Raw genomic sequence first — 24,124 nt, 5'->3', positions numbered from 1 at the left:
TGTTTAAATGGTTTTTTGAAATAAGCTGTTAAAGGAAAAAACTCCAGGCTTATAGTAGAAAAAATGTAACAAAAAGGCCCCGCGTCAAATCTTACGCGGGGCCTTTTGTGTGCAAGCCGGATTGCAATAGCCAGAAAATGATTTTAAGCGATGCTTAACTTAATCATGTTGGTGCGCTTTTGCTCATTAATAGGCATGCTAGTGGTATTGATGAAAACATCCCCTTTCTGAATGTACCCTCCGTCAATCAGTGTGTGCTTAATGTCGGCAATGGTTGCATCAGTCGATTCAAACTTATCATAATAGAAGCCCCTTACGCCCCAAACCAGGTTGAGGGTAGTCAGGAGGCGGTGATTTTCAGTGAAGATGAAGATATCAGCCTTCGGGCGGTACTTGGCCAGCTGAAAGGCAGTATACCCAGATTTTGTCATGCCGATAATCGCACGCGCATTGGTGTCGCGGGCAAGGTTACAGGCATTGGCTACCAGGCTGTCGTTAAAGAAAGTATCGGAGTGCGGGTTCAGAATATAGGATTTATTGAAAATGTCAGAGTGCGTCTCTACCGTTTTGATCGTCAGGCTCATGCTCCGGATGGTTTCGATCGGGTAAGCGCCCACGGCGGTCTCCGCGCTCAGCATTAGGGCGTCCGCGCCGTCTATCACTGCATTGGCCACATCATTGGTCTCGGCTCTGGTTGGGCGGGGGTTCTCGATCATGCTCTCCATCATTTGCGTGGCAATAATCACCGGCTTGGCAGCTTTGTTCGATTTCTCAACAAGCATTTTCTGGATCATCGGTACTTTCTCCATGCCTACCTCAACGCCCAGGTCGCCACGTGCCACCATCAGGGCATCGGCGGCCTGAATGATCTCGTCGATGTTGGTGATCGCTTCAGGCTTCTCGATTTTTGCGATAACGCGCGTATCCTTGCCGCGCTCTTTAATGATGCGTTTGATCTCATGAATATCCTCCACACGGCGCACAAAGGAGAGGGCTACCCACTCCACATCGTTGTCTAGCCCGAAGTGCAGGTCGCGCAGGTCTTTTTCTGTAAGCGAAGGAGCCGAAACAGGGGTGTCGGGCAGGTTAATGCCTTTGCGCGGTTTTACCACCCCGCCATACCTCACGCGGGCCTGAATTTCGCAAACCTGATCCGTTCCGGTTACGATAAGCTCAATCTTGCCGTCGTCAATTAAAATCGCGTCTCCGATGCGGGCATCTTTCGCCAGTTCGGTGTAGCTGGTGGCTAACTGGTGCTTGGTGCTAAGCGAGCCATCGCACATCAGTTTTACAATCTGCCCTTCCTTGATCTCCACCCCACCGTTCTCTACTTCGCCAACACGAATCTTGGGGCCTTGCAAATCCTGCACCAGGCAAACCGAGGTGCCATGCTGCCGGTTAATTTCACGCACGTGGTCGATCACCTCCTGGTGGGCGGCATACTCGCCATGCGAAAAATTTAAGCGGAAGGCATCCACGCCCTCTTTTACAAGTGCGAGCAGCCGTTCGTAAGAATTACTGGCCGGGCCAACGGTGGCAAGGATTTTAGTTTTGTTGAAATAAATTTCCATAATCAGAAAATCAGATTTTCTTTAAATTTAAGTGTCAGCGGATCAAACTGCTTCACATACTGCACCACAGAGGAATCAAGTATCGTTCGAATAAACTCCAGTGGGTTTAGCTGATGCATTGCGCCAGTTATCTGCAAAATATAATCATACTCCTTTTTGTCGGGTAACAGAAAAGGTTTCTTTAAGGTAGAAGGGCTTAAGGCCTTGTTCTTAAACAGGCGAATACTGCTATGGTCGGTAATGTAGTGATAATTTGAAATAATGAGGAGGTCTTTCTCCAGCAAATCATAACACAGGTCCTTTTGTTTGGTCAGGCGAAAATTAAAAATGTTATTTAATTCCCAGGCCATCTTGTATTCTTTAACAGGAGACACCACGCCGAAGAGTTCAAAATCATACGCATATTCTATCTCAAAACGCAGGGTTCTCATATTATCTGGCTAATTCTCAAATTTAACAAGCTCTGCAGCAATTCGCATACTTTTTTTAAAACTTTTGATAAATAGCGAATAGAGTAATTTTTTTTGACATTGTCTGCCTAATTATATTTCTTTGCACAGTGTTTTAATAAACTATAAGAAAAAATGTCAGAAATCGCAGAAAAAGTAAAAGCTATCATCATCGATAAGCTTGGTGTAGAAGAGTCAGAGGTTACTCCAGAGGCTAGCTTCACTAATGACCTTGGCGCTGATTCATTAGATACAGTTGAGCTGATCATGGAATTTGAGAAAGAATTCAACGTGTCTATCCCAGATGATCAGGCAGAGAACATCGCTACTGTAGGGCAAGCTGTAAGCTACCTGGAAGAGCACGCAAAGTAATATCCTTCTATTTTTAGTATAAATTTCTACTATCTGTCCGCTACGAACAGCTTATGGAGCTTAAGAGAGTTGTAGTTACTGGGTTGGGCGCACTCACGCCGCTTGGAAATACCGTTCCGGAGTTTTGGAACGGTCTGATCAATGGCGTGAGTGGCGCTGCGCCTATTACACGCTTCGACGCGAGTAAGTTTAAGACGCAGTTTGCCTGTGAAGTAAAAGGATACGACGCAGAAAAGTACTTTGACCGGAAAGAAGCCCGCAAAATGGACTTGTTTTCGCAGTTCGCCATGGTGGTAGCCGAAGAGGCTGTTAACGATGCGAACCTGGTAGAAGGAAACTATGACCCCGATCGCGTGGGCGTGATCTGGGGTTCGGGAATCGGCGGTTTACGCACGTTTCAGGAGGAATGTGTGAATTTTGCCAACGGAGACGGAACTCCCCGCTTCAACCCTTTCTTTATCCCTAAGATGATTGCCGACATCAGTGCAGGCCATATTTCTATTAAGTATGGTTTCAGAGGGCCTAACTTTGTTACGGTTTCTGCCTGTGCGTCTGCCACCAACGCCATCCTGGACTCTTACAACTACATCCGCCTGAACATGGCAGATGTGATTGTGACGGGTGGCTCGGAGGCAGCTGTTACAGAGGCTGGTATCGGCGGATTCAACGCGCTGAAAGCCCTTTCAGAGCGTAACGATTCCCCGGAAACCGCTTCCCGCCCTTTTGACAAAGACCGAGACGGCTTTGTGTTAGGCGAAGGGGCCGGCGCCCTGATCCTGGAAGAGTACGAGCATGCCAAGGCCCGTGGCGCCAAGATCTACGCCGAGGTAATCGGTGGCGGCATGTCCGCGGATGCGTACCACATTACGGCACCGCACCCCGAGGGGCTGGGTGCTTTAAACGTGATGAAGAACGTGCTGCGCGATGCTAACATTAAACCCGAGGATGTGGATTATATCAACGTGCACGGCACTTCTACGCCACTCGGCGATGTAAGCGAGGTAAAGGCCATCCAGACCGTGTTTGGGGAGCATGCCTACAAGCTGAACATCAGCTCCACCAAGTCCATGACCGGGCACTTACTGGGTGCTGCAGGTGCCATTGAGGCAATCGCCTCGATCCTGGCTATTCAAAACAACATCGTACCCCCCACCATCAACCACTTCACCGACGATGAAGCGTTCGACTCTAGTTTGAACTTTACGTTTAACAAGGCGCAGGAACGCGAAGTAAAGGTTGCTTTGAGCAATACCTTTGGCTTTGGAGGGCACAATACTTCTGTTTTATTCCGTCAATTTGAAGATTAGTGTTTGGGCCTATAAAACCAGTTCGGCGCGTCTATCATAAGTTATTTACCAGAGACAGAGAGCTAATACGCGCAGTAGCAGGTATTATTGGAGCCACGCCTGATAACATCCGGCTGTATAAACTTGCCCTTACGCACACTTCCTTTGCCCGCCAGAATGCGGCAGAGAAGCATGAGACGAATGAGCGGCTTGAGTTTTTGGGCGATGCCATACTTGGCGCAGTGGTAGCGGAGCACCTTTTCAACAAATTTCCTTACGAAGACGAGGGTTTCCTGACCGAGATCCGCTCACGAATCGTGAACCGGGAGTCGCTGAACCAGCTTGCCCTGAAGATCGGGTTGAACCTGTTGGTGAAGATCGACAGCACAAACCACCCCATGCGCTACAAGTCAGTGAACGGCAATGCTTTGGAGGCTCTGGTAGGCGCTGTTTACCTGGATAAAGGGTATGATAAGACCCGCCAGTTTATTTTCAGGAAACTCCTCCGGCCACACGTAGACCTGCATAACCTGGTAAACACCACCGCCAATTTCAAGAGCAAGCTTATTGAGTGGGCGCAAAGCCAGAACCTGGATATTCGCTTTGAGATCGTAAAGATAAAGCAGCAGGGCAATTCCACGGAGTTCACTTCCGAAGTATACATAGACGACAAGCCGATTGCCGTAGGCGTTGGCCTCTCCAAAAAGAAAGCCGACCAGTCTGCCGCCGAAAAAAGTCTGGGCTTGCTGCAAGTTGGCTAATTATAGTTTTCTCCCTTCCTGTACCGGTATCTAAAATCGGTTTCCTGTCCTCCAACCGTTTATCTTTTAACCTTCCCTGTCAGGGAGTGCTGCCGGTATAAGGTAAAATTGCTTTACAACGCTTAACTTGCCTGCAAACAGTTGCGTTATAATTTGATGGAAGAAGTTAAACTCATGCTGGCCGCCGCCGCCCTGAACCAAACCCCCCTGGACTGGGATGGCAACCTGCATAACATAAAATGCGCCATTGACGAGGCGAAAGTTAACAACACGCATTTGCTGCTGTTGCCGGAGCTCTGTATAACCGGTTACGGCTGCGAAGACATGTTCCTGAGCCCCTGGCTTTCGGAAGCGGCCTTCCGGAAACTGCTGCAGGTAAAGGACTGGTGCGAAGGTATAACCGTGGCGGTTGGCTTGCCCATTTTCCTGAACAAGTGCGTGTACAACACAGCCTGCGTAATCAAAAACAAAGAGATCATCGGCTTCACGGCCAAGCAGTTTCTGGCCAACGACGGTGTGCACTACGAGCCCCGCTGGTTTACGCCCTGGCCAGCCAACGAGGTCCAGGCCTTTGAAATGCTGGGGCAGCAATACCAGATCGGCGACATCATATATGAGGAGCAGGGGGTAAAGTATGCCTTCGAGATATGTGAGGACGCCTGGCGCCCCAACCGTCCCGCCGAACGGCACATGCCCAAGGGTGTGCAGCTCATCCTGAACCCCAGCGCCAGCCATTTCGCCCTGAGTAAAACCGATGTCAGGCACAGGTTGGTGGTTGATGCCTCCAAAAAATACCAGTGCGCCTATGTATATGCCAACCTGCTTGGCAACGAGTCGGGCCGTATGATCTACGATGGCGAGGTGCTGATTGCTCAAAACGGGAAACTGATCCGCAGAAATGAGCTGCTCTGCTTTAAGGATGTGGACATGGAGTGCGCGGAGGTATGTTTCTCTGATAACCCTGAAATAGCCGAAGTCATTGAGTACCTGCCCCCGATCGATGAGAACAAAGAGCTGATCGCGGCACTCAGCCTTGCCTTGTTCGACTACATGCGCAAGAGCCACAGCCACGGCTTTGTGCTCTCGCTAAGCGGTGGTGCCGATTCCGCGCTCTGTGCCGTGGCGGTTGCTGAGATGGTGCGCAGGGGCATCGAAAGCCTGGGGGTGCTGTTGTTCGTTGGCAAAACCAGGGTATTCTCTTTGCGCGACACCGCTGCCTTCGAGGACATGCCAGCCGACCAGGTGCAGCAGGCGCTGGTTAACAGGCTGCTCACCTGCGCCTACCAGGGCACCGTTAACTCCTCTGACGACACTTTTAACTCAGCCAAAGGACTTGCGGACTCAATAGGGGCAAAGTTCTATGCCTGGACCATAGATGACGAAGTTAAAGGCTATGTCTCCAAAATAGAGCAGGCCCTGGAGCGCCCGCTTACCTGGGAGCAGGACGATATTACCCTGCAAAACATACAGGCACGGGTGCGCGCCCCGGGTATCTGGATGCTGGCAAACATCAACAATGCGTTGCTCATGGCCACCTCTAACCGCAGCGAGGCCTCGGTGGGCTACACCACGATGGACGGCGACACGGCCGGCAGCATTTCCCCGATAGCAGGCATTGACAAGGCCTTTATCCGGCAGTTTCTGGTGTGGGCGCAGCAGGCACTGGGCTACCAGGGCCTGCAGTATGTCAATAACCTGCAGCCAACCGCAGAGCTGCGGCCAGCAGAGCAGGCCCAGACGGATGAAAAGGACCTGATGCCCTACGAGGTGCTGAACCAGATAGAGCGCCTGGCGTTCCACGACCGTTTTTCACCACAGGAAGTTTTCAGGATATTGAACGAGCAACAACTGGCCGCCCCGGATGTCCTGCAAAGCTGGATCACGAAGTTCTATAGCCTTTGGTCTCGGAACCAGTGGAAGCGGGAGCGTTTTGCACCCTCCTTCCATCTCGACGACTATAATGTGGACCCGCGCAGCTGGCTCCGCTTCCCGATTCTGAGTGGCGGCTTTCGGGAGGAGCTTCTGCAAATGCAGCAAATGGACAAATAAAGCCGGCATGCTAATCAGCCTCCGTGGCGTCTAATGTTTTTTCCGTTCCTGAATTATTGTAACTTTGGCTATACTACTAGCGCCCTTATGAGCATATTGACCTACATTACCTGGAACGTTGACCCTGAGATCTTCAGTTTAGGCCCTTTGAGCATCCGTTGGTACGGGTTGCTATTTGCCCTGGGCTTTGTGATCGGTCAGCGTATTCTTACCAAGATATATGTGGCAGAAGGCCGCACTGAAGGCGACGTGGACGTAATCACGCTGTATATGATTATCGGTACGGTGGTTGGGGCCCGTTTGGGGCACACGCTCTTCTATGCCCCGGATTATTACCTGAGCCACCCTATCGAGATCCTGAAAATTTGGGAGGGCGGCCTTGCCAGCCACGGTGCCACTATCGGCATTCTGTTTGCCTTGTGGTTGTTTAGCCGCCGCTATAAGTTTGATTACCTGTGGGTGCTCGATCGGATTGTGATCGTGGTGGCCCTGGGGGGCGCACTGATTCGCCTGGGCAACCTGATGAACTCCGAGATTATCGGGCGTGTAACCGATGTGCCCTGGGCTTTTGTGTTTGAGCGCCTGCGTGAGAATCCTCCGCTTCCAAGGCATCCCACGCAGTTGTATGAATCGTTGAGCGTGTTCTTCCTTTTTGTGCTGCTTTACTGGCTTTGGAACAAGTATAGAAGTGCGTTGCCCAAGGGTCTGCTATTCGGCATTTTCGTAACGGCGCTCTTTACCTTCCGTTTCCTGGTAGAATTCATGAAGGAGAACCAGGAGGCATTTGAGGATGAGTTAGCCTTAAACATGGGCCAGATCTTGAGCATTCCGCTTATTCTGATTGGCTTGTTCATCCTTTTTAAAGTATGGCAGCACCCAAAACCCGCTTTGCCCGGCGGCAGGCTAAAAGAACAGGACGTTCCCCGGCAGACAAAAAACAAAGTATAAAAAGAGAGGCCCTTTCCGTTAAGCAGGAATGGGCCTCTCTTTTTATACTGCTGTGTAGCGCTTACAACTGGTAACGGTACAGGTTGCCGCCTTCGCTGGTGAGCACCAGGGTGTCATTATCCTCAAAGGCAACGCCCTCTGTTTGCCCGGCGTCTTTGAGGTTTACCATGCGGTACTTCCCTTTGTAAAAGGCTTCCGGCGAAGTATAGTCGCTGAATAAATGCAGCCTGCCTTCGCTGAGCAATACCACCGTTTCACCGTCCGGGCTAATGTCTGCCCCCGTAATGAGTTCTTTTATGTTGTGGCTTCCCAGTAACCTGGCTTTGTACTGGCCGGCTTTATCGGGTAAGCGGTAAACTTTGGCCTTTTCCTTTTTTCCCCTGTCCTTAGAGATAAGGTACAGGTTGCCATCGAACCAGAAAAGGGCTTCGCTATCGAAATTACGGTCTTTTTTTGCGGGTGGGTAAGCCGTTTGGTCCTCGTAGGTAAAGCGGATCGCCTCCGCCTGCGAGGGGTCGTGCAGATTTACTTTGTAAATGGCCAATTCCCGGCGCCGGTTGTCATTGTTTCCGGTGTCCGCAATGTACACATTCCCGTCCTTGTCCATTGCCAGGTCTTCCCAATCCACGTTGGGCAGGCGCAGTTTAATGGTTTCAACCAGCTTGCCTTTTTCATCCAGTTGATACAGGTAAGGCCTGCCACCCGCATCGTTATGCGTCAGGTACTGGTGTTTGCCTTTTAAGGCGATGATGCCCGAACTCTCGCTGATCTCGTGGGGCAGGGAGGCGATTTTATGAAAGGCGGCCGAGTTATTGTCCTTAGCACCCTCAGGTTTACCGGACAGGGTATCCCGCAAAGTATAAACCATCAGGGAGATGGCAGCCACAAAAAAGGCCAGAACTTTTATCATAAGCTTCATAGTTAGTTTAATTTTGAAACAGCCGTAATCTATGATTAACGTGAAGTGGCGCCAGACGTTAACACAAGAAACTGATTAAGCCATTATTTGTCCCCTTTCAGAAAATACCTATCAAACAACTTGCCCATGCACATCACAAAAATTAAAGAGACCTGTCTGTATGTTTCGGACCTGGCCTGTACCCGGCAGTTTTACGAGGGCAAGCTGGGATTTGAGGTAATAGGGGAAGTGAAAGGGCGGCACGTGTTTTTCCGTGCGGGTGAGTCGGTGCTGCTGTGCTTTGTGGCAGAGGCATCGAAGCAGGGAGGTACCCTGCCGCCGCATTATGGCGCTGGGCATTTGCACCTGGCCTTCGAGGTTCCCAAAAGAAATTATGCAGCCTGGAAAACTAAGATCAGCCAGCTAGGTGTTGCAATTGAGCAGGAGTATGACTGGGGCAAAGGTTTCCTGTCCTTTTACTTCCGCGACCCGGACGGGCATTTGCTGGAGGTGGTCATGCCCGGGATGTGGGAGCGGGGGTAGGTCCGAAGCAACAGAAAGTCCGGACGTGAATTTATTTTACTGGAACGGAAAGGAACCGGATATAATAATTTACAGGCTAGGCGGCACAGTAGGATCAGCTACAAACGTTCATTGACCAACACCAGGGTCTGCTGCTCGATGGTGTGCTCCCCCTCAAAAGTATAAACCACAGGTTTCATGCCCATTTGGGGCATCAGATGCCTTTTGCGCTCCAAAACCTCTGGGGTGATAAACGCATCCCGGGTGCCGTATACTATGGCCACAGGCAGTGCGGCGAAGGCGGCTTGGCCTGTCGTGAAGTCAATGTCCTCCGGAAAGGCGGCGGCCCAAAGTATGAGCCTGTGAATGGCTGGGCGCGTCGCCGCTATCCAGCGGCTAACTGTTGCCCCTCCTTGCGAGAAACCCAGCACTGTTACCCGTACGTCTGTGGGAAGCTGTTTCAGTAGCTCTGCTAAGAGCAGGTTCAGGTAGGCGGCCTGGTCCTCTATTTCGGAAAGCCGGTCCTCTTTGGTCATCCAGGTAGCGCCCACACGGCCCGAAAAGCCATCCAGGTAAAACCTCGATTGTGCTTCCGGAGCAACAACAAGTGTGCGTTCGTTCTGTAAAATATCAAAATGCCGCAGGAAATACCGCGCCAGTTGGCCATAGCCGTGGCAAACGATCCAAAGGTCTTTTATACTTTCGGAGGGCGTGCCCAGCGTGTAAAAGCGGGCTTTGCGGGGTACGGTAAGGTGATGCTCGTTCATGTGTGCGGCTATGGTAACAAAAGCGCCTGAAGCCTGCTACAGATGATCGCTGTTAAACTGGAAGGGGAGCAGGTCTGCCACCGATCTAAAGCGGTAAAACTTGCCACCGGCAGCTTGCAGCAGCACCGGAATAGCCTCCTGTTGCCTATGCTCATACTCTGACATTACCTGGCGGCAGGCACCGCAGGGCATGGCAGGCAAAAAATCCGTATCCGTTCTTCTGCGGGCAGTAACGGCCAGCATTTTTATCTTTTTGTTTGGGTGGTGCGCGCTTAACGCAAACAAAGCTGTGCGCTCGGCGCAAAGCCCGGAGGGATAAGCCGCGTTTTCCTGGTTGCTGCCCTTAAACATGGAGCCGTCTTCTAAAACCAATGCGGCTCCAACTAAAAAATTAGAGTAGGGAGCGTAGGCGTCATTGGCCGCCTCCTGGGCCAGTTGCATGGCCTTGTCTTCCTGTTCGTTCAGTTCCGTAGGGTCCAGCACGTCGATGCTGATATGTATATTCAGTGTACTTGCCATTTCTTTACAGATTATTCTAAAAATTAGAAAAGGGCTATAAATTTAACCTAATATTCTGATAAAACCATAGGGATGATTTGTGTTGCCTTTCAGAATGCTTAAATTAAGGCGAAACCATACCACTCCTATGAAAAAAATCTTACTGCTTGGTGCGGGTCGCTCCGCCTCCTCGCTTATAAAATATCTTTTTGACCAGGCCACTGCTGAGGACTGGAGCATTACCATCGGCGATATTTCGGTTGCCCACCTGCAGCCGCTGGTGGCGCCCATCGCCTTTGCCAAAGTAATCACGTTTAATGTGCACGACAAGGCGCAGCGCGCCACAGAAGTTAGCAAAGCCGATCTGGTTATCTCATTGCTGCCCGCTTTGTTTCACATAGAAGTAGCCAAAGAGTGCCTGAAGCAGGAGAAGGACCTGATTACGGCCAGCTACGTGACGCCGGCATTTTTAGAGCTGCACCAGGAAGCCCAGGAGAAGAACCTCACCATCCTGATGGAATCCGGCCTCGACCCGGGCCTTGACCACATGTCAGCCATGGCCATCATCCGGCGCATTCAGGAGAAGGGTGGCAAACTGACATCCTTCAAGTCCTTTACTGGCGGGCTGGTTGCGCCCGAGTACGACAACAACCCCTGGCATTACAAGTTTACCTGGAACCCGCGCAACGTGGTGCTGGCGGGGCAGGGCACGGCCAGGTACATTAAGGATGGCGCGTACAAATACATACCATACCACCAACTCTTTAAGCGTACCGACTCGTTCAATGTGGATGGCTACGGCTATTTTGAAGGCTATGCCAACCGCGATTCCCTTAGCTACCGGGAGCCCTACGGCCTGTTGGATATCCCCACCATGCTGCGCGGCACGCTTCGCCGCCCAGGCTATTGCGAAGCCTGGAACGTGTTTGTGCAACTGGGCCTGACCGACGACAGCTATACTTTAGAGAAGTCGGAGACCTTAACCCACCGTAGCTTTTTGGAAGCCTTTCTGCCCCCGGCCATCTCTCCCGGACAAAGTATGGCGGCCCGCATCAGTGCGTACCTGGCCATTCCGGCGGATGGGGAGGTAATGCAGAAAATCAGGTGGCTTGGCCTGTTTGACGAAACCCCGATTCCGTTGGTAGGCGCCAGCCCGGCCCAGGTGCTCGAAAAGATACTGAAAGAGAAGTGGACCCTGGCACCCGCTGATAAAGACATGATCGTGATGCAACACCTGTTCGAGTATGAGCTGGATGGGGAAAAACGTCAGATCACGTCCTCGTTGGTGGTGCGGGGAGAGGATGAAGTGCAAACGGCCATGGCCAAAACAGTTGGTTTGCCAGTAGGTATACTGGCCAAACGCATGCTACAGGGCAAGGTCACGCATCGGGGTGTTGTCATTCCCATTTATCCGGAGCTGTACCAGCCAGTGCTGGAGGAACTGAAGGAATACGGGATTGATTTTGTTGAAAAGGAGGTGAAATTAGCGTGATAATTGGGGGCTGCCATGTGATATGCCCCATCCGTTACTCCAGATCCGCCGATATTAAGCAAGCGGAGTTGAAGCGGCATTTAGAAAGCAGCGTTACAGGTGCAGGTAGTACGCGCGCAGCAGGTCAGTAAAGGCTTGCGTGTAGGTTGCCCCATCCGATTCCCGAATACAGCAGGATGCCGATTGCGGCATGCTTGTCTGAAACGCGTAAGTTTGTATATGCCGGATGCATTTGCCACCCACCTTGGTAAAAACCTGGAGCGTATGATGCAGGTGGAGTTTATACTTGGAGGCCAACTGATGAAACAGCCCTGCCTCTGCCGGCGGCAACAGCAAATACAACCTGCCAACAGCAGTCAAATTATTTTGGGCGAAATGCAGTATCTCCTCAAAGAAAAGCTCCCCGGCGTGCCTGGCTGTGTTAATGGCCGCATCCGGTGATTTTAAAGAGGCTTGGAAGAAGGGCGGGTTAGCCAGGATCACATCAAAAGGCTGATGCTTTTGCGCTGCAAACTCCTGCAGGCTGCAAGCATGTAGCTGCATCCGGTTGGCCCAGGGGCTGCTCCTGAAGTTCTCCTGTGCCTGGGCCTGGGCAGCGGGGTTTACTTCTACTGCTTCCACCACAGCCTGACTTCGTTGCGCCACCATCAGCGAAAGCAGACCCGTACCCGTGCCGATGTCCAGAATCCGCTGCGCACCGGCTACCTGCACGTAGGCGCCAAACAAACAGGAGTCGGTGCATACCTTCATGGCGCACTTGTCCTGCTCTACCCGAAACTGCTTAAACTGGAAATAGGTATTGGCCATGGGTTGGCTTACTGCCCCGTGTTATACATGCCTGACTCGAACCCCTGGTCGATGTGCAGGTTGGGGGCCAGGGCACTGGCAACGGCAAGCTCGTCGCAGCGTTCGTTCTCCGGATGCCCTGCATGGCCTTTCACCCACACGAATTTCACGTTATGCTTGGCATAGATGCGCAGGAAGCGCGCCCACAGGTCAGCGTTTGCTTTGCCTTTAAAGCCCTTTTTCTGCCAGCCAAACACCCAGCGCTTCTCCACCGCATCCACCACATACTTCGAGTCGGAGTATATGGTAACCGGGATGCCGGGCTTCGAAATAGCTTCCAGCCCCGCAATAACAGCAAGCAATTCCATGCGGTTGTTGGTGGTTCGGCGAAATCCGGCGGTGAGTTCTTTCACATGCTGCTTCCAGCGAAGTATGGCCCCGTAGCCTCCCGGCCCGGGGTTCCCGCGTGAAGCACCATCCGTAAAAAGTTCGATCATATCGGTGTGAGGTGAAGGCGAGGACAGGCTCTAACACGAGTCCGCGCTCATCGGTTTAAAGGTTTGTCTTGAAAAGTTTGATGGCAATGGCTAGTAATATAATGCCAAATACCTTTCGCAATACATTGGCACCGGCCTTGCCCAGTTTCTGCTCAATCCAGGTGGAGGCCTTCAGTACCAGGTATACAAAGACCAGGTTCAGGATGATGCCGATCAACACGTTGGGCAGAGAATAGGCCGCCCGCAAGGACAGCAGCGTCGTCATGGTGCCGGCTCCCACAATAAGCGGGAAAGCGAGGGGCACAATAGACCCGCTTTTGGAATCAGGGTCGCTATGGAAAAAGTCCTTGCCCAGGATCATCTCCAACCCGATCAGGAAGATGATGATGGCACCGGCCATGGCAAAGGACTCATAATCTATTCCGAAAAGCGCAAGGATGGACTGCCCCAGAAAAAGGAAAGCGATCATGAGAACCCCGGAAACCACCGTGGCTTTTTCTGATTCTATCTTTCCTTCGCGTTTGCGCAGATCTATAATTATGGGAATGGAGCCAATAATATCGATAACGGCAAAAAGTGTAAGCGTAACAGAGGCTATCTCTTTTAAACTGAACATTAAAGTCGAATTAAAGAGTGTAAGGGTGAATTTTTGCCAAAGTTAGAGAAAATACGGCGATACGCCACAACTCCTCTCAGGCATAGTAGTGCAGGAAAAAGCGTTTAAGTTCTTCGTACTCCTCGTTTTGGATGGCCGGGAAGTTGGCGATACGGAAGGTGTTGCGCACCCAGGGGCCATACCCGTTCCCGATCCGGATGTTATGGTGGAGGGCGCGTTTCTTCACGTCCTCCACCAAACTCTCGGAGGCGCTGATAGCAACCACGGTTTTGGAGCGGACTTCCTCGTTTTCGACAAGCAGCTTAAAATCAGAGAACTGCTCAAAAAAAGTGTAGAGTTCCTGCACGCGTATGGCCAGGTCCTGCTCTATGGTTTTAATGAAAGGCCGGTCTTCCAGCACACGCTTTAGCAGGTAAATGTTGAGTACGTTGGGCGTGTGTGTGGTTTGGTAGTTGAGCATCTTCTCATACACCGGCACCAGGCTGTTGTAATGCCCGCGCTCGTTGAGCTGCTTCGCCCTGAAAACGGCACGGGGCGAGCAGGCCATAATACCCAGGCCGGCGGGCAGGCCAAAGCACTTCTGCACCGATGCGAACCAGATGTCGGCCTTGATCAGTTTCAGGTTAAGGCCGGCCATCGAAGAGGTGGCGTCTACGGCAATCAGCGTGTCGCGGAAGCGGTTGTGCAGGTTCAGGATGGTGGTGGGCGTTACCTGCGTGCCGTTGGAGGTTTCGTTCTGGGTAAAGCAGATCAACTCGGTGTCGTCACTTATCTGCAGGTCCTCCACGGGCATGGGGGTGTTCAGGTCAAAGCGGAAGCCCTCCGATTTTGGGCGGAGCTTCTGGGCATACTGAAACCATTTCTCCCCGAAGGAGCCGTTGTAAATATGGTAGCTCTTGTGCGTGGTTAAACTCTGGACCAGGATCTCCCAACATTCGGTGGCCGAAGATGTGAAGAAAATGTAATAGTCCTGGGGGATGTTGAGTTTGCGCTTGATGGAGCCCACCACCGCGCGCGACAGCTGCACGAACTGCTCGCCCCGGTGCGGTGTGCTCAGAATACCCTCGTCGTATGCGTCAATGAGGTATTTGCGCACATCAGGATAAACTTTAGACGGACCGGGGAAGAAGTTTAGCATAAAGTAAGTTAATAAAAATATAGAAGTTATACTATATTTATTCGTAAATGTTTGGCCCAGCAATAAACGGTGGGTTCTTTTTCTTTACTTTTTAAACATTGAAACCTATCTGTTTGGGTTTCAGGCGCTCAAAGTACTGCAAGGCCAGCCGGTAACTCTCCAGACCGAAGCCCACAATGCTGCCGGTACAGTAAGGGGCGATCATGCTTTTATGGCGGAAAGCCTCGCGTTTGTACACGTTGGATAGGTGCACCTCCACCACTGGCGCGTCGATGGCTTTGATCGCATCCGGGATAGCCACCGAAGTATGCGTGTAAGCGCCGGCATTCAGGACAATGCCTTTGTAGCTAAAGCCCAGCTCGTGCAGCTTATCGATAAGAACGCCCTCGGTGTTCGATTGAAAATACGTGAGTTCCAGCGCCGGGAAGGCCTCCTTCAGCTCCTCAAAGTAATCTTCGAAGGAGCGGTTGCCATACACTGCTTTTTCGCGTATGCCCAGCAGATTCAGGTTGGGGCCGTTTAAAATGAGTATTTTCATGTTAATGGGTATTGCCTGCGCTTACATTTTACAAGGTACAAAGGTAAGGATTAACTATCTTTGCTTATAAACTTAATTGAATTGTTAGCTGGTTAATTTGCGGCATTTGCTCCATGCCGGGTACTTTTTTAATCACTGCAGCTCTCACTCCAAATTCCGACCAATGAACTGGCCCATCTGCATCAAGCAATTTGAAGAATACCTGAAACTGGAGAAGTCGCTTTCAAAGCATTCTGTGGAGGCATACCACCGCGACATCTGCAAACTGACGGATTTTCTGAAGTTCAAAGGCCTGCAGGTAGAGCCAGAGCATGTTACGGCAGCCATGCTGCGCGAGTTTCTGGAGTGGGTGGCAGGGCTGGGCATGACGCCCCATTCCCAGGCGCGTACGCTGTCCGGCGTCAGGGCTTTTTATAAGTTCCTTATCATGGAGGATATGCTGCTGGTAGACCCTACCGACACGGTAGAGGCGCCTAAGTTGAGCCGTAAGCTGCCCGACACACTTGACTTTCATGAGATAGAGCAATTGCTGGCGGCCATCGACCTGTCTACCCCCGAGGGCACCCGCAACCGGGCCATGCTGGAAACGCTTTACAGCTCCGGGCTGCGCGTTTCAGAGTTGCTTGACCTGCGCATCAGCAACCTGTACGAGGACATGGGTTTCCTGAAAGTGGCGGGGAAAGGGGATAAGGAGCGGCTGGTGCCCATTGGGCGGGATGCGTTAAAGCACATTCAGCTGTACCGGGAGGGGGTGCGGTGCCACCTCAAGGTAAAGAAGGGGCACGAGGATGTTATTTTTCTGAATCGGCGCGGTGCCCGCATGTCACGTGTGATGGTGTTTACCATCGTGAAGGACGCTGCGGCAACAGCCGGCATCCAGAAAACCGTAAGCCCGCATACTTTCCGCCATTCCTTTGCCACACATTTGATAGAAGGCGGCGCCGATCTGCGCGCTGTGCAGGAAATGTTGGGCCACGAGTCGATCACCACCACCGAAATTTACACCCACCTGGACAGAGACTACCTGAAGCAGGTGATCAAGGACTATCATCCGAGGAGTTAGGTTAGCCTATAGCTTTTTACGGTGTATTAAAACTTGTGCAGGCCTGGATTTTGGTGTTCTTGCCGGCAAGATATGCACAGGGGCTGCGCGCTGTTAGGCCAGCATACAGGATACCAACTGGCGCGGTTATTTATAAGGTCTTTCATCTGCGCGCACTAGCGAAAATGCTGTTTACTTTAAGCCCCCTGCAGGTCAATTCCTTCAGTTGATTCTGTCTCCACCCGCTTACCCATTTTTTTCTGGATGATCTTGAAGTGGTGCTGGTCTTCGGGGGTGATCAGGGAGATGGCTTCGCCGGAGGCGCCGGCACGCCCGGTTCTGCCAATGCGGTGCACGTAGTCTTTTGGGGAGCGGGGCAGGTCGTAGTTGATCACGTAGGGCAGAAACTGGATGTCGATGCCCCGGGAGGCCAGGTCGGTGGCGACCAAAACAGGCAGTTTGCCATTCTTAAAACTGTTGAGTGCCTCTGTGCGGGCTCCCTGGCTTTTTTTGCTGTGCATGGAAGCCGCCTGAATGCCGTTTTTAACCAGCTTGCCCACCACATTATCGGCTGTGCGGGTAGAGGCTACAAACACGAGCACCTGTTGCATCTGCTCTTTCCTGATCAGGTACCGGAGAAAAGGGCCTTTCGTTTCCGGGCTTACGGTGAAGGCTTTCTGTGAGATCAATTCGGGTGTCATCCCCTCTTCGGCTTTTATTTCGATCCGTACCGGGTTGTGCAGCACGTTTTCCCGGATGGCATCCAGGTTGCCGAGAGTAGCAGAGAAAAGTATGTTCTGGCGTGTAGCCGGCAACAGGGCAAATATCTTGTTCATCTCCTCCTCAAAGCCCAGGTTCAGCATTTTGTCGGCCTCATCCAACACCAGCACTTCCACATCCGAAAGCTGCACCGCCTTGCCGGAGATCAGGTCCAGTAGCCGGCCAGGAGTCGCCACCAGCACGTCGGTGCCCTGCAGTTGCTTCATCTGGGGGTTGATGGAAACGCCGCCGTACACCGCCAACGTCTTTACTCTGCGGGGCAGCTGAACGCCAAAGTCCTTAAACACGTCGTTTACCTGCACGGCCAGCTCGCGGGTAGGCACCAGTACGAGCACCTTTACGCGCCTGTTCGCTGCGACGGGTTTCTGCTGTAACTGCTGCAGCAGGGGCAACACAAACCCTGCAGTTTTCCCGGAGCCGGTCTGCGCAATGCCCAGGATGTCCTTTCCTGCCAGGATAGCGGGTATCGCTTCCTGCTGCACCGGATAGGGTTGTGTATACTGCTGTGCCGCCACTGCCTGTAGCAGAGGCTCAGAAAGACCTAAAGAAGAAAAAGACATAAGCGAGATTGGGTTCAGTAGTGCCCGGAAGCAAAACAGTGGAATGAAGTATGAATCCCAAAATTAAGACTTATTCTCCTCTTCAGCCGAAGAATCTTTCGCTCTTTCCTCTGGCGGGGTATCGGTGATGTTGCCGAACTCATCCACATAAGCCGTCATCTCTGCCAGGGTGCCGCCGGTGGCATTCTCGTGGCGCTCTTGCTTGCGCTGCTCTTTTTCTTTTTTCTTCTTCTGTTTTACCTGCTGTCGCTGCTTCTTCATGAAGCTGTTCTGTGATCTTGCCATAAACTGTCTGCTAAGGTGTAATGCGCTTGCCCGACCTTCAGGTGGCGCCTGTAAGCAATACTTATTAAGCCATACTTATTTAACGTAAGTTTTCGAAGAATGTGGTTTTAAAGCAGTTGATGCCGCTTTCATGATTTGAGTGAAGATAAATCCGGCAGGCAGAAGGCACTTTATGTTTAGCTTTCTATCTTTGTAAGTAGCATAAACCAAACACCCAGCTACCGTGTATAAGAGCCTCCTTCGTCCCTTGCTGTTTCAGCTAGACCCCGAGAAAGTACATCACATGACTGCAGATGCCCTGAAAGCGGGCTATAAGCTCCCGTTCGTGAAAGGAATGAGCCGGCGCATGTTTCAGGTGCAGGACCCACGACTGGAACGGGAGCTGTTCGGCTTAAAATTCCCTAACCCCGTTGGCCTGGCTGCCGGCTTCGACAAAGATGCCCGACTGGTGGATGAGTACGGGCAAATGGGGTTTGGCTTTATCGAGGTGGGTACGCTTACCCCAAAGCCCCAGGCAGGCAACGAGAAGCCGCGCCTGTTCCGCCTGCCCCAGGATCAGGCCATCATCAACCGCATGGGGTTTAACAACCAGGGCGTGGATGCCGCCGTGAAGCGGCTGGAGAAGCGTAAAAGCAACATCATTGTGGGGGGCAACATCGGCAAGAACAAAGTTACCCCCAACGACGAAGCCACCGGCGACTACCTGTACAGCTTTAAGGCGCTGTTTGATGTAGTAGATTATTTTGTGGTGAACGTGAGCTCGCCCAACACCCCGGACTTGCGTGCTTTACAGGACAAAGAGCCCTTGCAGCGGCTGTTGCTAAACCTGCAGGAAGAGAACCAGAAGCATGCCGCTCCCAAGCCGCTGCTCCTTAAAATTGCCCCGGACCTCAACCTGAACCAACTGAACGACATCATCGAGATCGCTATGGAGGCCAGGCTAAGCGGCCTTATCGCTACCAACACCACCGTAAGCCGGGCCGGGCTACACACATCACCAGACAAGGTGGCCGCCATGGGAGCAGGCGGGTTGAGCGGCCAACCGCTGAAAGAGCATGCCACCCAGATCATCCGGCACCTGCGCACCTTTTTGCCCTCTGAAATTCGGCTGATAGGGGTGGGGGGGATCATGACGGCAGCCGATGCGATAGAAAAAATGCAGGCAGGCGCTGATCTGGTGCAGTTGTACACAGGTTTTATTTACCAAGGGCCGGCGCTGATCAGCAGCATCAACAAAAAACTGCTGGCTAAATAATTCTGAAATGCCTGTCTTTTTACAAAGCGCTTCTTCCAAAAAAATGTAAATTTGGAATCTTTAATTAGTCAAGGGTATGGCCAAGAACACTTACAGAAACGATACGCTGCATGTAGGGCGGAAGAACGAGGTGCGGGGTAAGAATGAGCCACGCAGAGCAAATGTGCCGAAGGGTGAGGGGCAAAAGGAGGCGAAAAAGAAATTCTCTTTCAAGCTGCCTGCCCTGCCAAAGCTCCGGATCGGCTTCCTGGGAGACAAACGCCTGAAACTGGCAGTAGGCTTTACCTTCCTGCTGCTTTCCTTTTGCATGACCATTGCCTTTGTATCGTACCTGTTCACGGGGAACGCCGACCAGAGCGTGGTGGCCTCGGTAAGCGGCACAGGCCTGAAGGAATCGGGGCAGGAGGCGGAAAACTGGCTGGGCCTGTTCGGTGCCTGGCTGGCGCACGTATTTATCTATGAGCTGGTGGGCATCGGCGCCTTTTTTATCATACCTGTGCTGTTTGTGGCCGGTCTGCGCATCGTTTTTCAGCGCGTTACCACCTCCATGACCTATATGCTGGGCCTTTGCAGCTTCAGCACCCTGTGGTTAAGCCTTGTGATGGGCTACATTGTGCTCACGCTGGGGGCCGTCGGGCCGCTGGGCTACCTGGGAGGCGGCATCGGGGTAGAGTCGGCTATCTGGATGAACAGCCTCATCGGGTGGGGAAGCTGGCTGGTGCTGGGCTTTTTAATGCTGGTGTTCCTGGTGGGCTTTTTTAACATCACAAGCCTGAACTGGGGCACTAAAGCAGCTGAAATTACGCCGGGTAACCTGGCTCCGGAAAAAAACCATGCTTCCTCTTTGGGCGATGTGCTGGGCGGTTCGGCCAGGGGCGTGAACCATAACGCCGACCCCACTGCCTCGCTGGAGTATGAAGAAGAAGAGGAAGACACGCCGTTTACGGACGAGGACGAAGAGATTAACCGTGCCCTGGAAATGGAGCTGAGTACCCTGGCGCCTTCAAAGGAAGCTGGCAACAAGCCTGCCTCGCCTACACTGGAACTTGATATTGAGGAAGAGGAGCTGGCGCCGGATGGCTTCGACAACACCGAAGAGCCGGAAATGGAGCTGCAGATCGAGGAAACACCGGAAGAGCTGGAGTCGCACAGCATTGCCGGCGAGAACTACGACCCCACCTTAGACCTGGCCCGTTACCAATACCCGCACATCGACTTGCTAACAGACTACGGCAGCAGCAAGATACAGGTGAGTAAGGAAGAACTGGAGGAAAACAAAGACAAGATTGTGGCCACACTGGGCCATTACAACATCGGGATTGCCAGTATCAAGGCCACCATCGGCCCCACCGTAACGCTTTACGAGATCGTGCCGGATGCCGGTGTGCGGATTTCCAAGATCAAGAACCTGGAAGATGATATTGCCCTGAGCTTAGCGGCCCTGGGTATCCGTATCATCGCCCCGATCCCGGGCAAGGGTACCATCGGTATTGAGGTGCCGAACACCAAGAAAGAGATGGTATCCATCAAATCCATCCTTTCGACTGACAAGTTTATGAAAAGCGACATGGACCTGCCAATCGCTTTCGGTAAAACCATCACCAACGAAGTGTTCATCACCGACCTGGCTAAAATGCCCCACTTGCTTATGGCGGGTGCCACGGGCCAGGGTAAGTCTGTGGGCCTGAACGCCATCCTGACCTCTTTGCTGTTCAAGCGTCATCCGTCGCAGCTCAAGTTCGTGCTCGTTGACCCCAAAAAGGTGGAACTGTCGCTGTTTAACAAGATAGAACGCCACTTTTTAGCTAAGCTGCCGGACAGCGAGGAAGCCATCATCACGGACACCAAGAAGGTGGTGAACACGCTCAACTCCCTTTGCATGGAGATGGACATGCGCTACGACCTGCTGAAAGATGCCGGTTGCCGCAACCTGAAAGAGTATAACCGCAAGTTTGTGGAGCGCAAGCTTAACCCGAACAAGGGCCACCGTTTTATGCCCTTTATCGTGTTGGTGATAGATGAGCTGGCCGATTTAATGATGACTGCCGGTAAAGAGGTAGAGACACCCATTGCGCGTCTGGCGCAGCTGGCGCGGGCCATTGGTATTCACCTGGTGGTGGCTACGCAGCGCCCTTCGGTGAACGTGATCACGGGTATTATCAAAGCCAACTTTCCGGCGCGTATCTCTTTTAAGGTAACCTCTAAAATAGACTCCCGCACCATTTTGGATGCCGGCGGAGCCGACCAGCTGATCGGGCAGGGAGACATGCTCTTCTCCATTGGTTCGGACATGGTGCGCATCCAGTGTGCCTTTGTGGATACGCCGGAAGTAGACCGCATCTGCGATTTTATCGGGAATCAGCAAGGCTACAGCGATGCCTATTTATTACCGGAGTTTGTGGGGGATGAAAGCGGCAACGAGAAGACAGACTTCGACCCGAGCTCCAAAGACCCGCTTTTTGAGGAGGCTGCCCGCATTATTGTGCAACACCAGCAAGGAAGCACCTCCTTGCTGCAGCGCCGCCTGAAGCTGGGCTACAACCGCGCAGGCCGCTTAATTGACCAGTTGGAGTCGGCGGGTGTGGTGGGCTCTTTTGAAGGAAGCAAGGCGCGGGAGGTTTTAATTCCGGATGAGTACAGTTTGGAACAGTTATTGAATACGATGGGGTAGACATACCCAACAAGTAAATTACAGATATGAAAAGATTATTCTCTTTGTTGCTTGCCCTGATGCTTTTTGTAAACCTGGCAAATGCGCAGCAAGATCCTAAGGCTGGTAAAATACTGAACGCCATGAGCCAGAAGTATAAAACCATGAAAGCCTTTAAAGCCAACTTCAGTCAGACACTCGAAAACCCGTCGGCCAAAGTAAAAGAAACCATGGAAGGCGATATTCTGGTTAGCGGCAACAAATACCGTTTGGGCGTAAGCGGCCAGGAGGTGGTAAGCGATGGCAAACTGATGTGGACCTTCCTGAAAGACGCCAACGAAGTGACCATTACCGAAACCGATGAAGAAGCCGAGAGCATGTCGCCGAGCAAGATTTTCGACATGTACAAGAAAGGTTACAAGTATGCTTACGCCGGAACCGAGACAATAGAAGGAGCCAAATACGATGTGATAGACCTGTCGCCTGAAGACCGCTCAAACCCGATCTTTAAAGTGCGCCTGTTTATCAACCAGAAAGACAAGACCTTGAAAAGCTGGCAGATGTTCCGCAACAACGGAAACCGCTATACTTATACCATCAAAAATTTCCAGGCTAACCCCACCCTGGCCTCCGATGCCTTCACGTTTAACAAGGCGAAGCACAAAGGGGTAAATGTGGTTGACCTGAGGTAACATCACCCTTTATGATGGGAAAAGGCTGCCCCGTTGGGGCAGCCTTTTTTGCTTTCAGGTGCGCAGCGCTGCTTAATAAACAGCATAATCCAGGCGGAGGTTTATGGTTTGCACATTGTCCTGCTGCACCTGCACCGGGTTTAAGCCGCCCTGCCCGTCCATGCTGTTCGCATACAATCTGCCATTCTCCAGGATAAACACAGAATAGGTGCCCGGGCCTGTTCTGGCCTGATAGAAGCCTTGCGCGTCGGTAGCCACAGTTAAAAGCGGGGCACCTTTTAGGGTGTAAAATGCACCCGAATGGCTTTCAGCCTCCTGCAGGGTGGTGTAAGGGTAGAGGATGATTTCCCGCTGCACCGGGTACTCTTTGCAGCTACTGTTCTGGTTAACGAGAGGCATGCAGTTGCCTTGTATTAAAGTAAGGGTTCCGCTGATGCCTTCTGTAATAGTTACCTTGCTCCTGTTCAGGTCGTACAACACCTCCCTATTGTTTACCCAGTTTTCGGGCTCAGTTTCGGCTTTTTTGTCGCATCCCATCAGCAGGAGTCCGGAGAGCAGGAAAGGCAGCAGGGCCAGTGGCAGCTTTGCAAAGGGTGTGCGGCTCCTGGTCAGGCAATTGACTTTCTGCAAGAAGGATATGGCAGTATTCGTGCGCTTTGAGCAGCAGGAAGGCGAGGTAAATCCGGGTTTTTGCGGTGCTATCATGAGGTGGGGCTTTCTTAGAAGACCTTCGGAAGAGCAGAAGGGTTGCAATAGTGGGCGCTAAATTGATGATTTAGTTTCGCCTATTCGTATAAGATGATACTTTTGTATAAACTATTCCTCCAGCGCCATGACCAGAGAACAGCTTTTCGAACAGATCCTGCTAAAGAGATCATACTTGTGCATTGGCCTGGACACCGATCCGAAGAAACTGCCGCAGCACCTCCTGGACACCGAAGACCCCGTGCTGGAGTTTAACCGCCAGATAATTGAGGCTACCGCCGATCTGTGCGTAGCCTATAAACCCAACATCGCTTTTTATGAGGCCCAGGGGCCCAGAGGCTGGGTGAGCCTGGAGAAAACGCTGCAATACATTCCGCAGGAGATCTTTACCATAGCAGATGCCAAGCGCGGCGACATTGGCAACACCTCTGAACTCTACGCCCGTGCCTTTTTCGAGGCCATGAATTTCGACGCCGTAACCGTGGCGCCCTACATGGGTGCGGATTCGGTGAAGCCGTTTCTGGTGCAGGGGGGCAAGTGGGTTATCTTGCTGGCCTTAACCTCTAACCCGGGCAGCCAGGATTTTCAGCTGCTGAAGCTGGCGGATGGCAGCGAGGAGTATTTGTTTGAGCAGGTATTGCGCGAGAGTTCCACGTGGGCCAGCACCGGACAAATGATGTACGTGGTGGGCGCCACACAGGCAGAAAGCATGCAGCGGGTAAGAAAACTGGTGCCCAACCACTTCCTGCTCGTGCCGGGCGTTGGTGCGCAGGGCGGAAGCCTGGAAGAGATATCCCGTTTAGGCATGAACCAGCAGTGCGGCCTCCTGGTCAACTCATCACGCGGTATCATCTATGCCTCCTCAGGGCTTGATTTTGCTGAAAAAGCCCGGGAAGCCGCCTTAGAAATTCAGCGAGAGATGGAGGTGTACCTGAAGCGCTATATGTAGACTTGAGCACGTAAAAGC

25 protein-coding genes are annotated in these 24,124 nt (G+C 52.1%); 12 read left to right on the top strand and 13 right to left on the bottom strand.

Going from position 1 to position 24,124, the window contains the following annotated elements:
- Positions 1-143: 143 nt before the first annotated feature.
- Both pyk and AC4BAN_RS03330 read right to left on the bottom strand, forming a co-directional pair.
- Complete coding sequence (gene pyk, locus AC4BAN_RS03335) at positions 144-1,571, bottom strand: pyruvate kinase (RefSeq protein ID WP_490562940.1); 1,428 nt, start codon at positions 1,569-1,571, stop codon at positions 144-146.
- A 2-nt stretch (positions 1,572-1,573) separates the two neighbouring features.
- A complete protein-coding gene (locus AC4BAN_RS03330) occupies positions 1,574-2,002 on the bottom strand; it encodes an IPExxxVDY family protein (RefSeq protein ID WP_490562939.1) in 429 nt (142 codons plus the stop codon).
- A gap of 153 nt (positions 2,003-2,155) precedes the next feature.
- Here AC4BAN_RS03330 and AC4BAN_RS03325 point away from each other — a divergent pair, with 153 nt between their 5' ends.
- The 5 genes from AC4BAN_RS03325 to lgt all read left to right on the top strand — a co-directional run bounded on the left by AC4BAN_RS03325 (position 2,156) and on the right by lgt (position 7,436).
- Positions 2,156-2,392 carry an acyl carrier protein gene (locus tag AC4BAN_RS03325; RefSeq protein WP_018477241.1) on the top strand — a complete coding sequence of 79 codons (237 nt, stop codon included), beginning with the start codon at positions 2,156-2,158 and terminating at the stop codon, positions 2,390-2,392.
- 53 nt (positions 2,393-2,445) lie between these two features.
- Complete coding sequence (gene fabF / locus AC4BAN_RS03320; RefSeq protein ID WP_490562938.1) at positions 2,446-3,699, top strand: beta-ketoacyl-ACP synthase II; 1,254 nt, start codon at positions 2,446-2,448, stop codon at positions 3,697-3,699.
- Complete coding sequence (gene rnc, locus AC4BAN_RS03315; RefSeq protein ID WP_490562937.1) at positions 3,699-4,439, top strand: ribonuclease III; 741 nt, start codon at positions 3,699-3,701, stop codon at positions 4,437-4,439. Before fabF ends, rnc begins: the two co-directional genes overlap by 1 nt.
- A 156-nt stretch (positions 4,440-4,595) precedes the next feature.
- Positions 4,596-6,488 carry an NAD(+) synthase gene (gene nadE, locus AC4BAN_RS03310; RefSeq protein ID WP_490562936.1) on the top strand — a complete coding sequence of 631 codons (1,893 nt, stop codon included), beginning with the start codon at positions 4,596-4,598 and terminating at the stop codon, positions 6,486-6,488.
- Positions 6,489-6,575: 87 nt separating this feature from the next.
- Entirely contained in the window at positions 6,576-7,436 is an 861-nt protein-coding gene (lgt, locus tag AC4BAN_RS03305; protein ID WP_490562935.1) for a prolipoprotein diacylglyceryl transferase, read from the top strand.
- Positions 7,437-7,497: 61 nt separating this feature from the next.
- On the opposite strand, the gene AC4BAN_RS03300 is transcribed toward lgt, so the two are convergent.
- The gene (locus tag AC4BAN_RS03300; protein ID WP_490562934.1) at positions 7,498-8,346 is read right to left on the bottom strand and encodes a hypothetical protein; all 849 of its coding nucleotides are present in this window, start codon (positions 8,344-8,346) and stop codon (positions 7,498-7,500) included.
- Between the two features lie 135 nt (positions 8,347-8,481).
- On the opposite strand from AC4BAN_RS03300, the gene AC4BAN_RS03295 reads away from it, so the two are divergent.
- Entirely contained in the window at positions 8,482-8,877 is a 396-nt protein-coding gene (locus AC4BAN_RS03295) for a VOC family protein (RefSeq protein ID WP_490562933.1), read from the top strand.
- A gap of 98 nt (positions 8,878-8,975) precedes the next feature.
- On the opposite strand, the gene AC4BAN_RS03290 is transcribed toward AC4BAN_RS03295, so the two are convergent.
- Both AC4BAN_RS03290 and cdd read right to left on the bottom strand, forming a co-directional pair.
- Positions 8,976-9,623, bottom strand: coding sequence for an alpha/beta hydrolase (locus tag AC4BAN_RS03290; protein WP_490562932.1), 648 nt, complete (start codon positions 9,621-9,623; stop codon positions 8,976-8,978).
- Between the two features lie 36 nt (positions 9,624-9,659).
- A complete protein-coding gene (cdd, locus tag AC4BAN_RS03285; RefSeq protein WP_490562931.1) occupies positions 9,660-10,142 on the bottom strand; it encodes a cytidine deaminase in 483 nt (160 codons plus the stop codon).
- A 127-nt stretch (positions 10,143-10,269) separates the two neighbouring features.
- Here cdd and AC4BAN_RS03280 point away from each other — a divergent pair, with 127 nt between their 5' ends.
- Positions 10,270-11,613, top strand: a complete 1,344-nt coding sequence (locus tag AC4BAN_RS03280) for a saccharopine dehydrogenase family protein (RefSeq protein WP_490562930.1) — start codon at positions 10,270-10,272, stop codon at positions 11,611-11,613.
- A 93-nt stretch (positions 11,614-11,706) separates the two neighbouring features.
- Here AC4BAN_RS03280 and AC4BAN_RS03275 read toward each other — a convergent pair whose 3' ends face one another.
- The 5 genes from AC4BAN_RS03275 to aroQ all read right to left on the bottom strand — a co-directional run bounded on the left by AC4BAN_RS03275 (position 11,707) and on the right by aroQ (position 15,188).
- Positions 11,707-12,420: a tRNA1(Val) (adenine(37)-N6)-methyltransferase gene (locus AC4BAN_RS03275; protein WP_490562929.1), complete on the bottom strand. Its 714-nt coding sequence runs from the start codon at positions 12,418-12,420 to the stop codon at positions 11,707-11,709.
- A gap of 8 nt (positions 12,421-12,428) precedes the next feature.
- A complete protein-coding gene (gene rnhA / locus AC4BAN_RS03270; protein ID WP_490562928.1) occupies positions 12,429-12,896 on the bottom strand; it encodes a ribonuclease HI in 468 nt (155 codons plus the stop codon).
- A gap of 55 nt (positions 12,897-12,951) precedes the next feature.
- On the bottom strand, positions 12,952-13,512 hold the full coding sequence (locus AC4BAN_RS03265) for a MarC family protein (RefSeq protein ID WP_490562927.1): 561 nt from the start codon (positions 13,510-13,512) through the stop codon (positions 12,952-12,954).
- 76 nt (positions 13,513-13,588) lie between these two features.
- Positions 13,589-14,650 (bottom strand): aminotransferase class V-fold PLP-dependent enzyme, encoded by a 1,062-nt coding sequence (locus AC4BAN_RS03260; protein WP_490562926.1) that lies wholly within the window; start codon positions 14,648-14,650, stop codon positions 13,589-13,591.
- Positions 14,651-14,741: 91 nt separating this feature from the next.
- Entirely contained in the window at positions 14,742-15,188 is a 447-nt protein-coding gene (gene aroQ / locus AC4BAN_RS03255; protein WP_490562925.1) for a type II 3-dehydroquinate dehydratase, read from the bottom strand.
- Between the two features lie 163 nt (positions 15,189-15,351).
- On the opposite strand from aroQ, the gene xerD reads away from it, so the two are divergent.
- Positions 15,352-16,251, top strand: a complete 900-nt coding sequence (gene xerD, locus AC4BAN_RS03250; protein ID WP_490562924.1) for a site-specific tyrosine recombinase XerD — start codon at positions 15,352-15,354, stop codon at positions 16,249-16,251.
- Positions 16,252-16,427: 176 nt separating this feature from the next.
- Here the strand turns inward: xerD and AC4BAN_RS03245 are convergent, their stop codons facing one another.
- A complete protein-coding gene (locus tag AC4BAN_RS03245) occupies positions 16,428-17,570 on the bottom strand; it encodes a DEAD/DEAH box helicase (RefSeq protein ID WP_490562923.1) in 1,143 nt (380 codons plus the stop codon).
- A 63-nt stretch (positions 17,571-17,633) separates the two neighbouring features.
- The gene (locus AC4BAN_RS03240; protein WP_490562922.1) at positions 17,634-17,855 is read right to left on the bottom strand and encodes a cold-shock protein; all 222 of its coding nucleotides are present in this window, start codon (positions 17,853-17,855) and stop codon (positions 17,634-17,636) included.
- A 223-nt stretch (positions 17,856-18,078) separates the two neighbouring features.
- On the opposite strand from AC4BAN_RS03240, the gene AC4BAN_RS03235 reads away from it, so the two are divergent.
- The 3 genes from AC4BAN_RS03235 (at position 18,079) to lolA1 (ending at position 22,452) form a co-directional block, all read left to right on the top strand.
- Positions 18,079-19,110, top strand: coding sequence for a quinone-dependent dihydroorotate dehydrogenase (locus tag AC4BAN_RS03235; RefSeq protein ID WP_490562921.1), 1,032 nt, complete (start codon positions 18,079-18,081; stop codon positions 19,108-19,110).
- Positions 19,111-19,186: 76 nt separating this feature from the next.
- Positions 19,187-21,781 (top strand): FtsK/SpoIIIE family DNA translocase, encoded by a 2,595-nt coding sequence (locus AC4BAN_RS03230; RefSeq protein WP_490562920.1) that lies wholly within the window; start codon positions 19,187-19,189, stop codon positions 21,779-21,781.
- Positions 21,782-21,807: 26 nt separating this feature from the next.
- Positions 21,808-22,452 (top strand): outer membrane lipoprotein periplasmic chaperone LolA1, encoded by a 645-nt coding sequence (gene lolA1, locus AC4BAN_RS03225; RefSeq protein ID WP_490562919.1) that lies wholly within the window; start codon positions 21,808-21,810, stop codon positions 22,450-22,452.
- 72 nt (positions 22,453-22,524) lie between these two features.
- Here lolA1 and AC4BAN_RS03220 read toward each other — a convergent pair whose 3' ends face one another.
- The gene (locus tag AC4BAN_RS03220) at positions 22,525-23,157 is read right to left on the bottom strand and encodes a hypothetical protein (protein ID WP_490562918.1); all 633 of its coding nucleotides are present in this window, start codon (positions 23,155-23,157) and stop codon (positions 22,525-22,527) included.
- A gap of 127 nt (positions 23,158-23,284) precedes the next feature.
- On the opposite strand from AC4BAN_RS03220, the gene pyrF reads away from it, so the two are divergent.
- Complete coding sequence (gene pyrF / locus AC4BAN_RS03215) at positions 23,285-24,106, top strand: orotidine-5'-phosphate decarboxylase (RefSeq protein ID WP_490562917.1); 822 nt, start codon at positions 23,285-23,287, stop codon at positions 24,104-24,106.
- Positions 24,107-24,124: the final 18 nt, after the last annotated feature.

The organism is Pontibacter sp. GD13, from assembly GCF_058216355.1.
Note: the sequence above shows the minus strand (reverse complement) of the source record. Positions and strands in the feature narration are given on the sequence as shown.

Bases quoted from the DNA above. Each gene is read 5' to 3' on its own strand.
- pyk (WP_490562940.1), bottom strand. From the start codon at position 1,571: ATGGAAATTTATTTCAACAAAACTAAAATCCTTGCCACCGTTGGCCCG.
- AC4BAN_RS03330 (WP_490562939.1), bottom strand. From the start codon at position 2,002: ATGAGAACCCTGCGTTTTGAGATAGAATATGCGTATGATTTTGAACTC.
- AC4BAN_RS03325 (WP_018477241.1), top strand. From the start codon at position 2,156: ATGTCAGAAATCGCAGAAAAAGTAAAAGCTATCATCATCGATAAGCTT.
- fabF (WP_490562938.1), top strand. From the start codon at position 2,446: ATGGAGCTTAAGAGAGTTGTAGTTACTGGGTTGGGCGCACTCACGCCG.
- nadE (WP_490562936.1), top strand. From the start codon at position 4,596: ATGGAAGAAGTTAAACTCATGCTGGCCGCCGCCGCCCTGAACCAAACC.
- lgt (WP_490562935.1), top strand. From the start codon at position 6,576: ATGAGCATATTGACCTACATTACCTGGAACGTTGACCCTGAGATCTTC.
- AC4BAN_RS03300 (WP_490562934.1), bottom strand. From the start codon at position 8,346: ATGATAAAAGTTCTGGCCTTTTTTGTGGCTGCCATCTCCCTGATGGTT.
- AC4BAN_RS03295 (WP_490562933.1), top strand. From the start codon at position 8,482: ATGCACATCACAAAAATTAAAGAGACCTGTCTGTATGTTTCGGACCTG.
- AC4BAN_RS03290 (WP_490562932.1), bottom strand. From the start codon at position 9,623: ATGAACGAGCATCACCTTACCGTACCCCGCAAAGCCCGCTTTTACACG.
- cdd (WP_490562931.1), bottom strand. From the start codon at position 10,142: ATGGCAAGTACACTGAATATACATATCAGCATCGACGTGCTGGACCCT.
- AC4BAN_RS03280 (WP_490562930.1), top strand. From the start codon at position 10,270: ATGAAAAAAATCTTACTGCTTGGTGCGGGTCGCTCCGCCTCCTCGCTT.
- AC4BAN_RS03275 (WP_490562929.1), bottom strand. From the start codon at position 12,420: ATGGCCAATACCTATTTCCAGTTTAAGCAGTTTCGGGTAGAGCAGGAC.
- rnhA (WP_490562928.1), bottom strand. From the start codon at position 12,896: ATGATCGAACTTTTTACGGATGGTGCTTCACGCGGGAACCCCGGGCCG.
- AC4BAN_RS03265 (WP_490562927.1), bottom strand. From the start codon at position 13,512: ATGTTCAGTTTAAAAGAGATAGCCTCTGTTACGCTTACACTTTTTGCC.
- AC4BAN_RS03260 (WP_490562926.1), bottom strand. From the start codon at position 14,650: ATGCTAAACTTCTTCCCCGGTCCGTCTAAAGTTTATCCTGATGTGCGC.
- aroQ (WP_490562925.1), bottom strand. From the start codon at position 15,188: ATGAAAATACTCATTTTAAACGGCCCCAACCTGAATCTGCTGGGCATA.
- xerD (WP_490562924.1), top strand. From the start codon at position 15,352: ATGAACTGGCCCATCTGCATCAAGCAATTTGAAGAATACCTGAAACTG.
- AC4BAN_RS03245 (WP_490562923.1), bottom strand. From the start codon at position 17,570: ATGTCTTTTTCTTCTTTAGGTCTTTCTGAGCCTCTGCTACAGGCAGTG.
- AC4BAN_RS03240 (WP_490562922.1), bottom strand. From the start codon at position 17,855: ATGGCAAGATCACAGAACAGCTTCATGAAGAAGCAGCGACAGCAGGTA.
- AC4BAN_RS03230 (WP_490562920.1), top strand. From the start codon at position 19,187: ATGGCCAAGAACACTTACAGAAACGATACGCTGCATGTAGGGCGGAAG.
- lolA1 (WP_490562919.1), top strand. From the start codon at position 21,808: ATGAAAAGATTATTCTCTTTGTTGCTTGCCCTGATGCTTTTTGTAAAC.
- AC4BAN_RS03220 (WP_490562918.1), bottom strand. From the start codon at position 23,157: ATGATAGCACCGCAAAAACCCGGATTTACCTCGCCTTCCTGCTGCTCA.
- pyrF (WP_490562917.1), top strand. From the start codon at position 23,285: ATGACCAGAGAACAGCTTTTCGAACAGATCCTGCTAAAGAGATCATAC.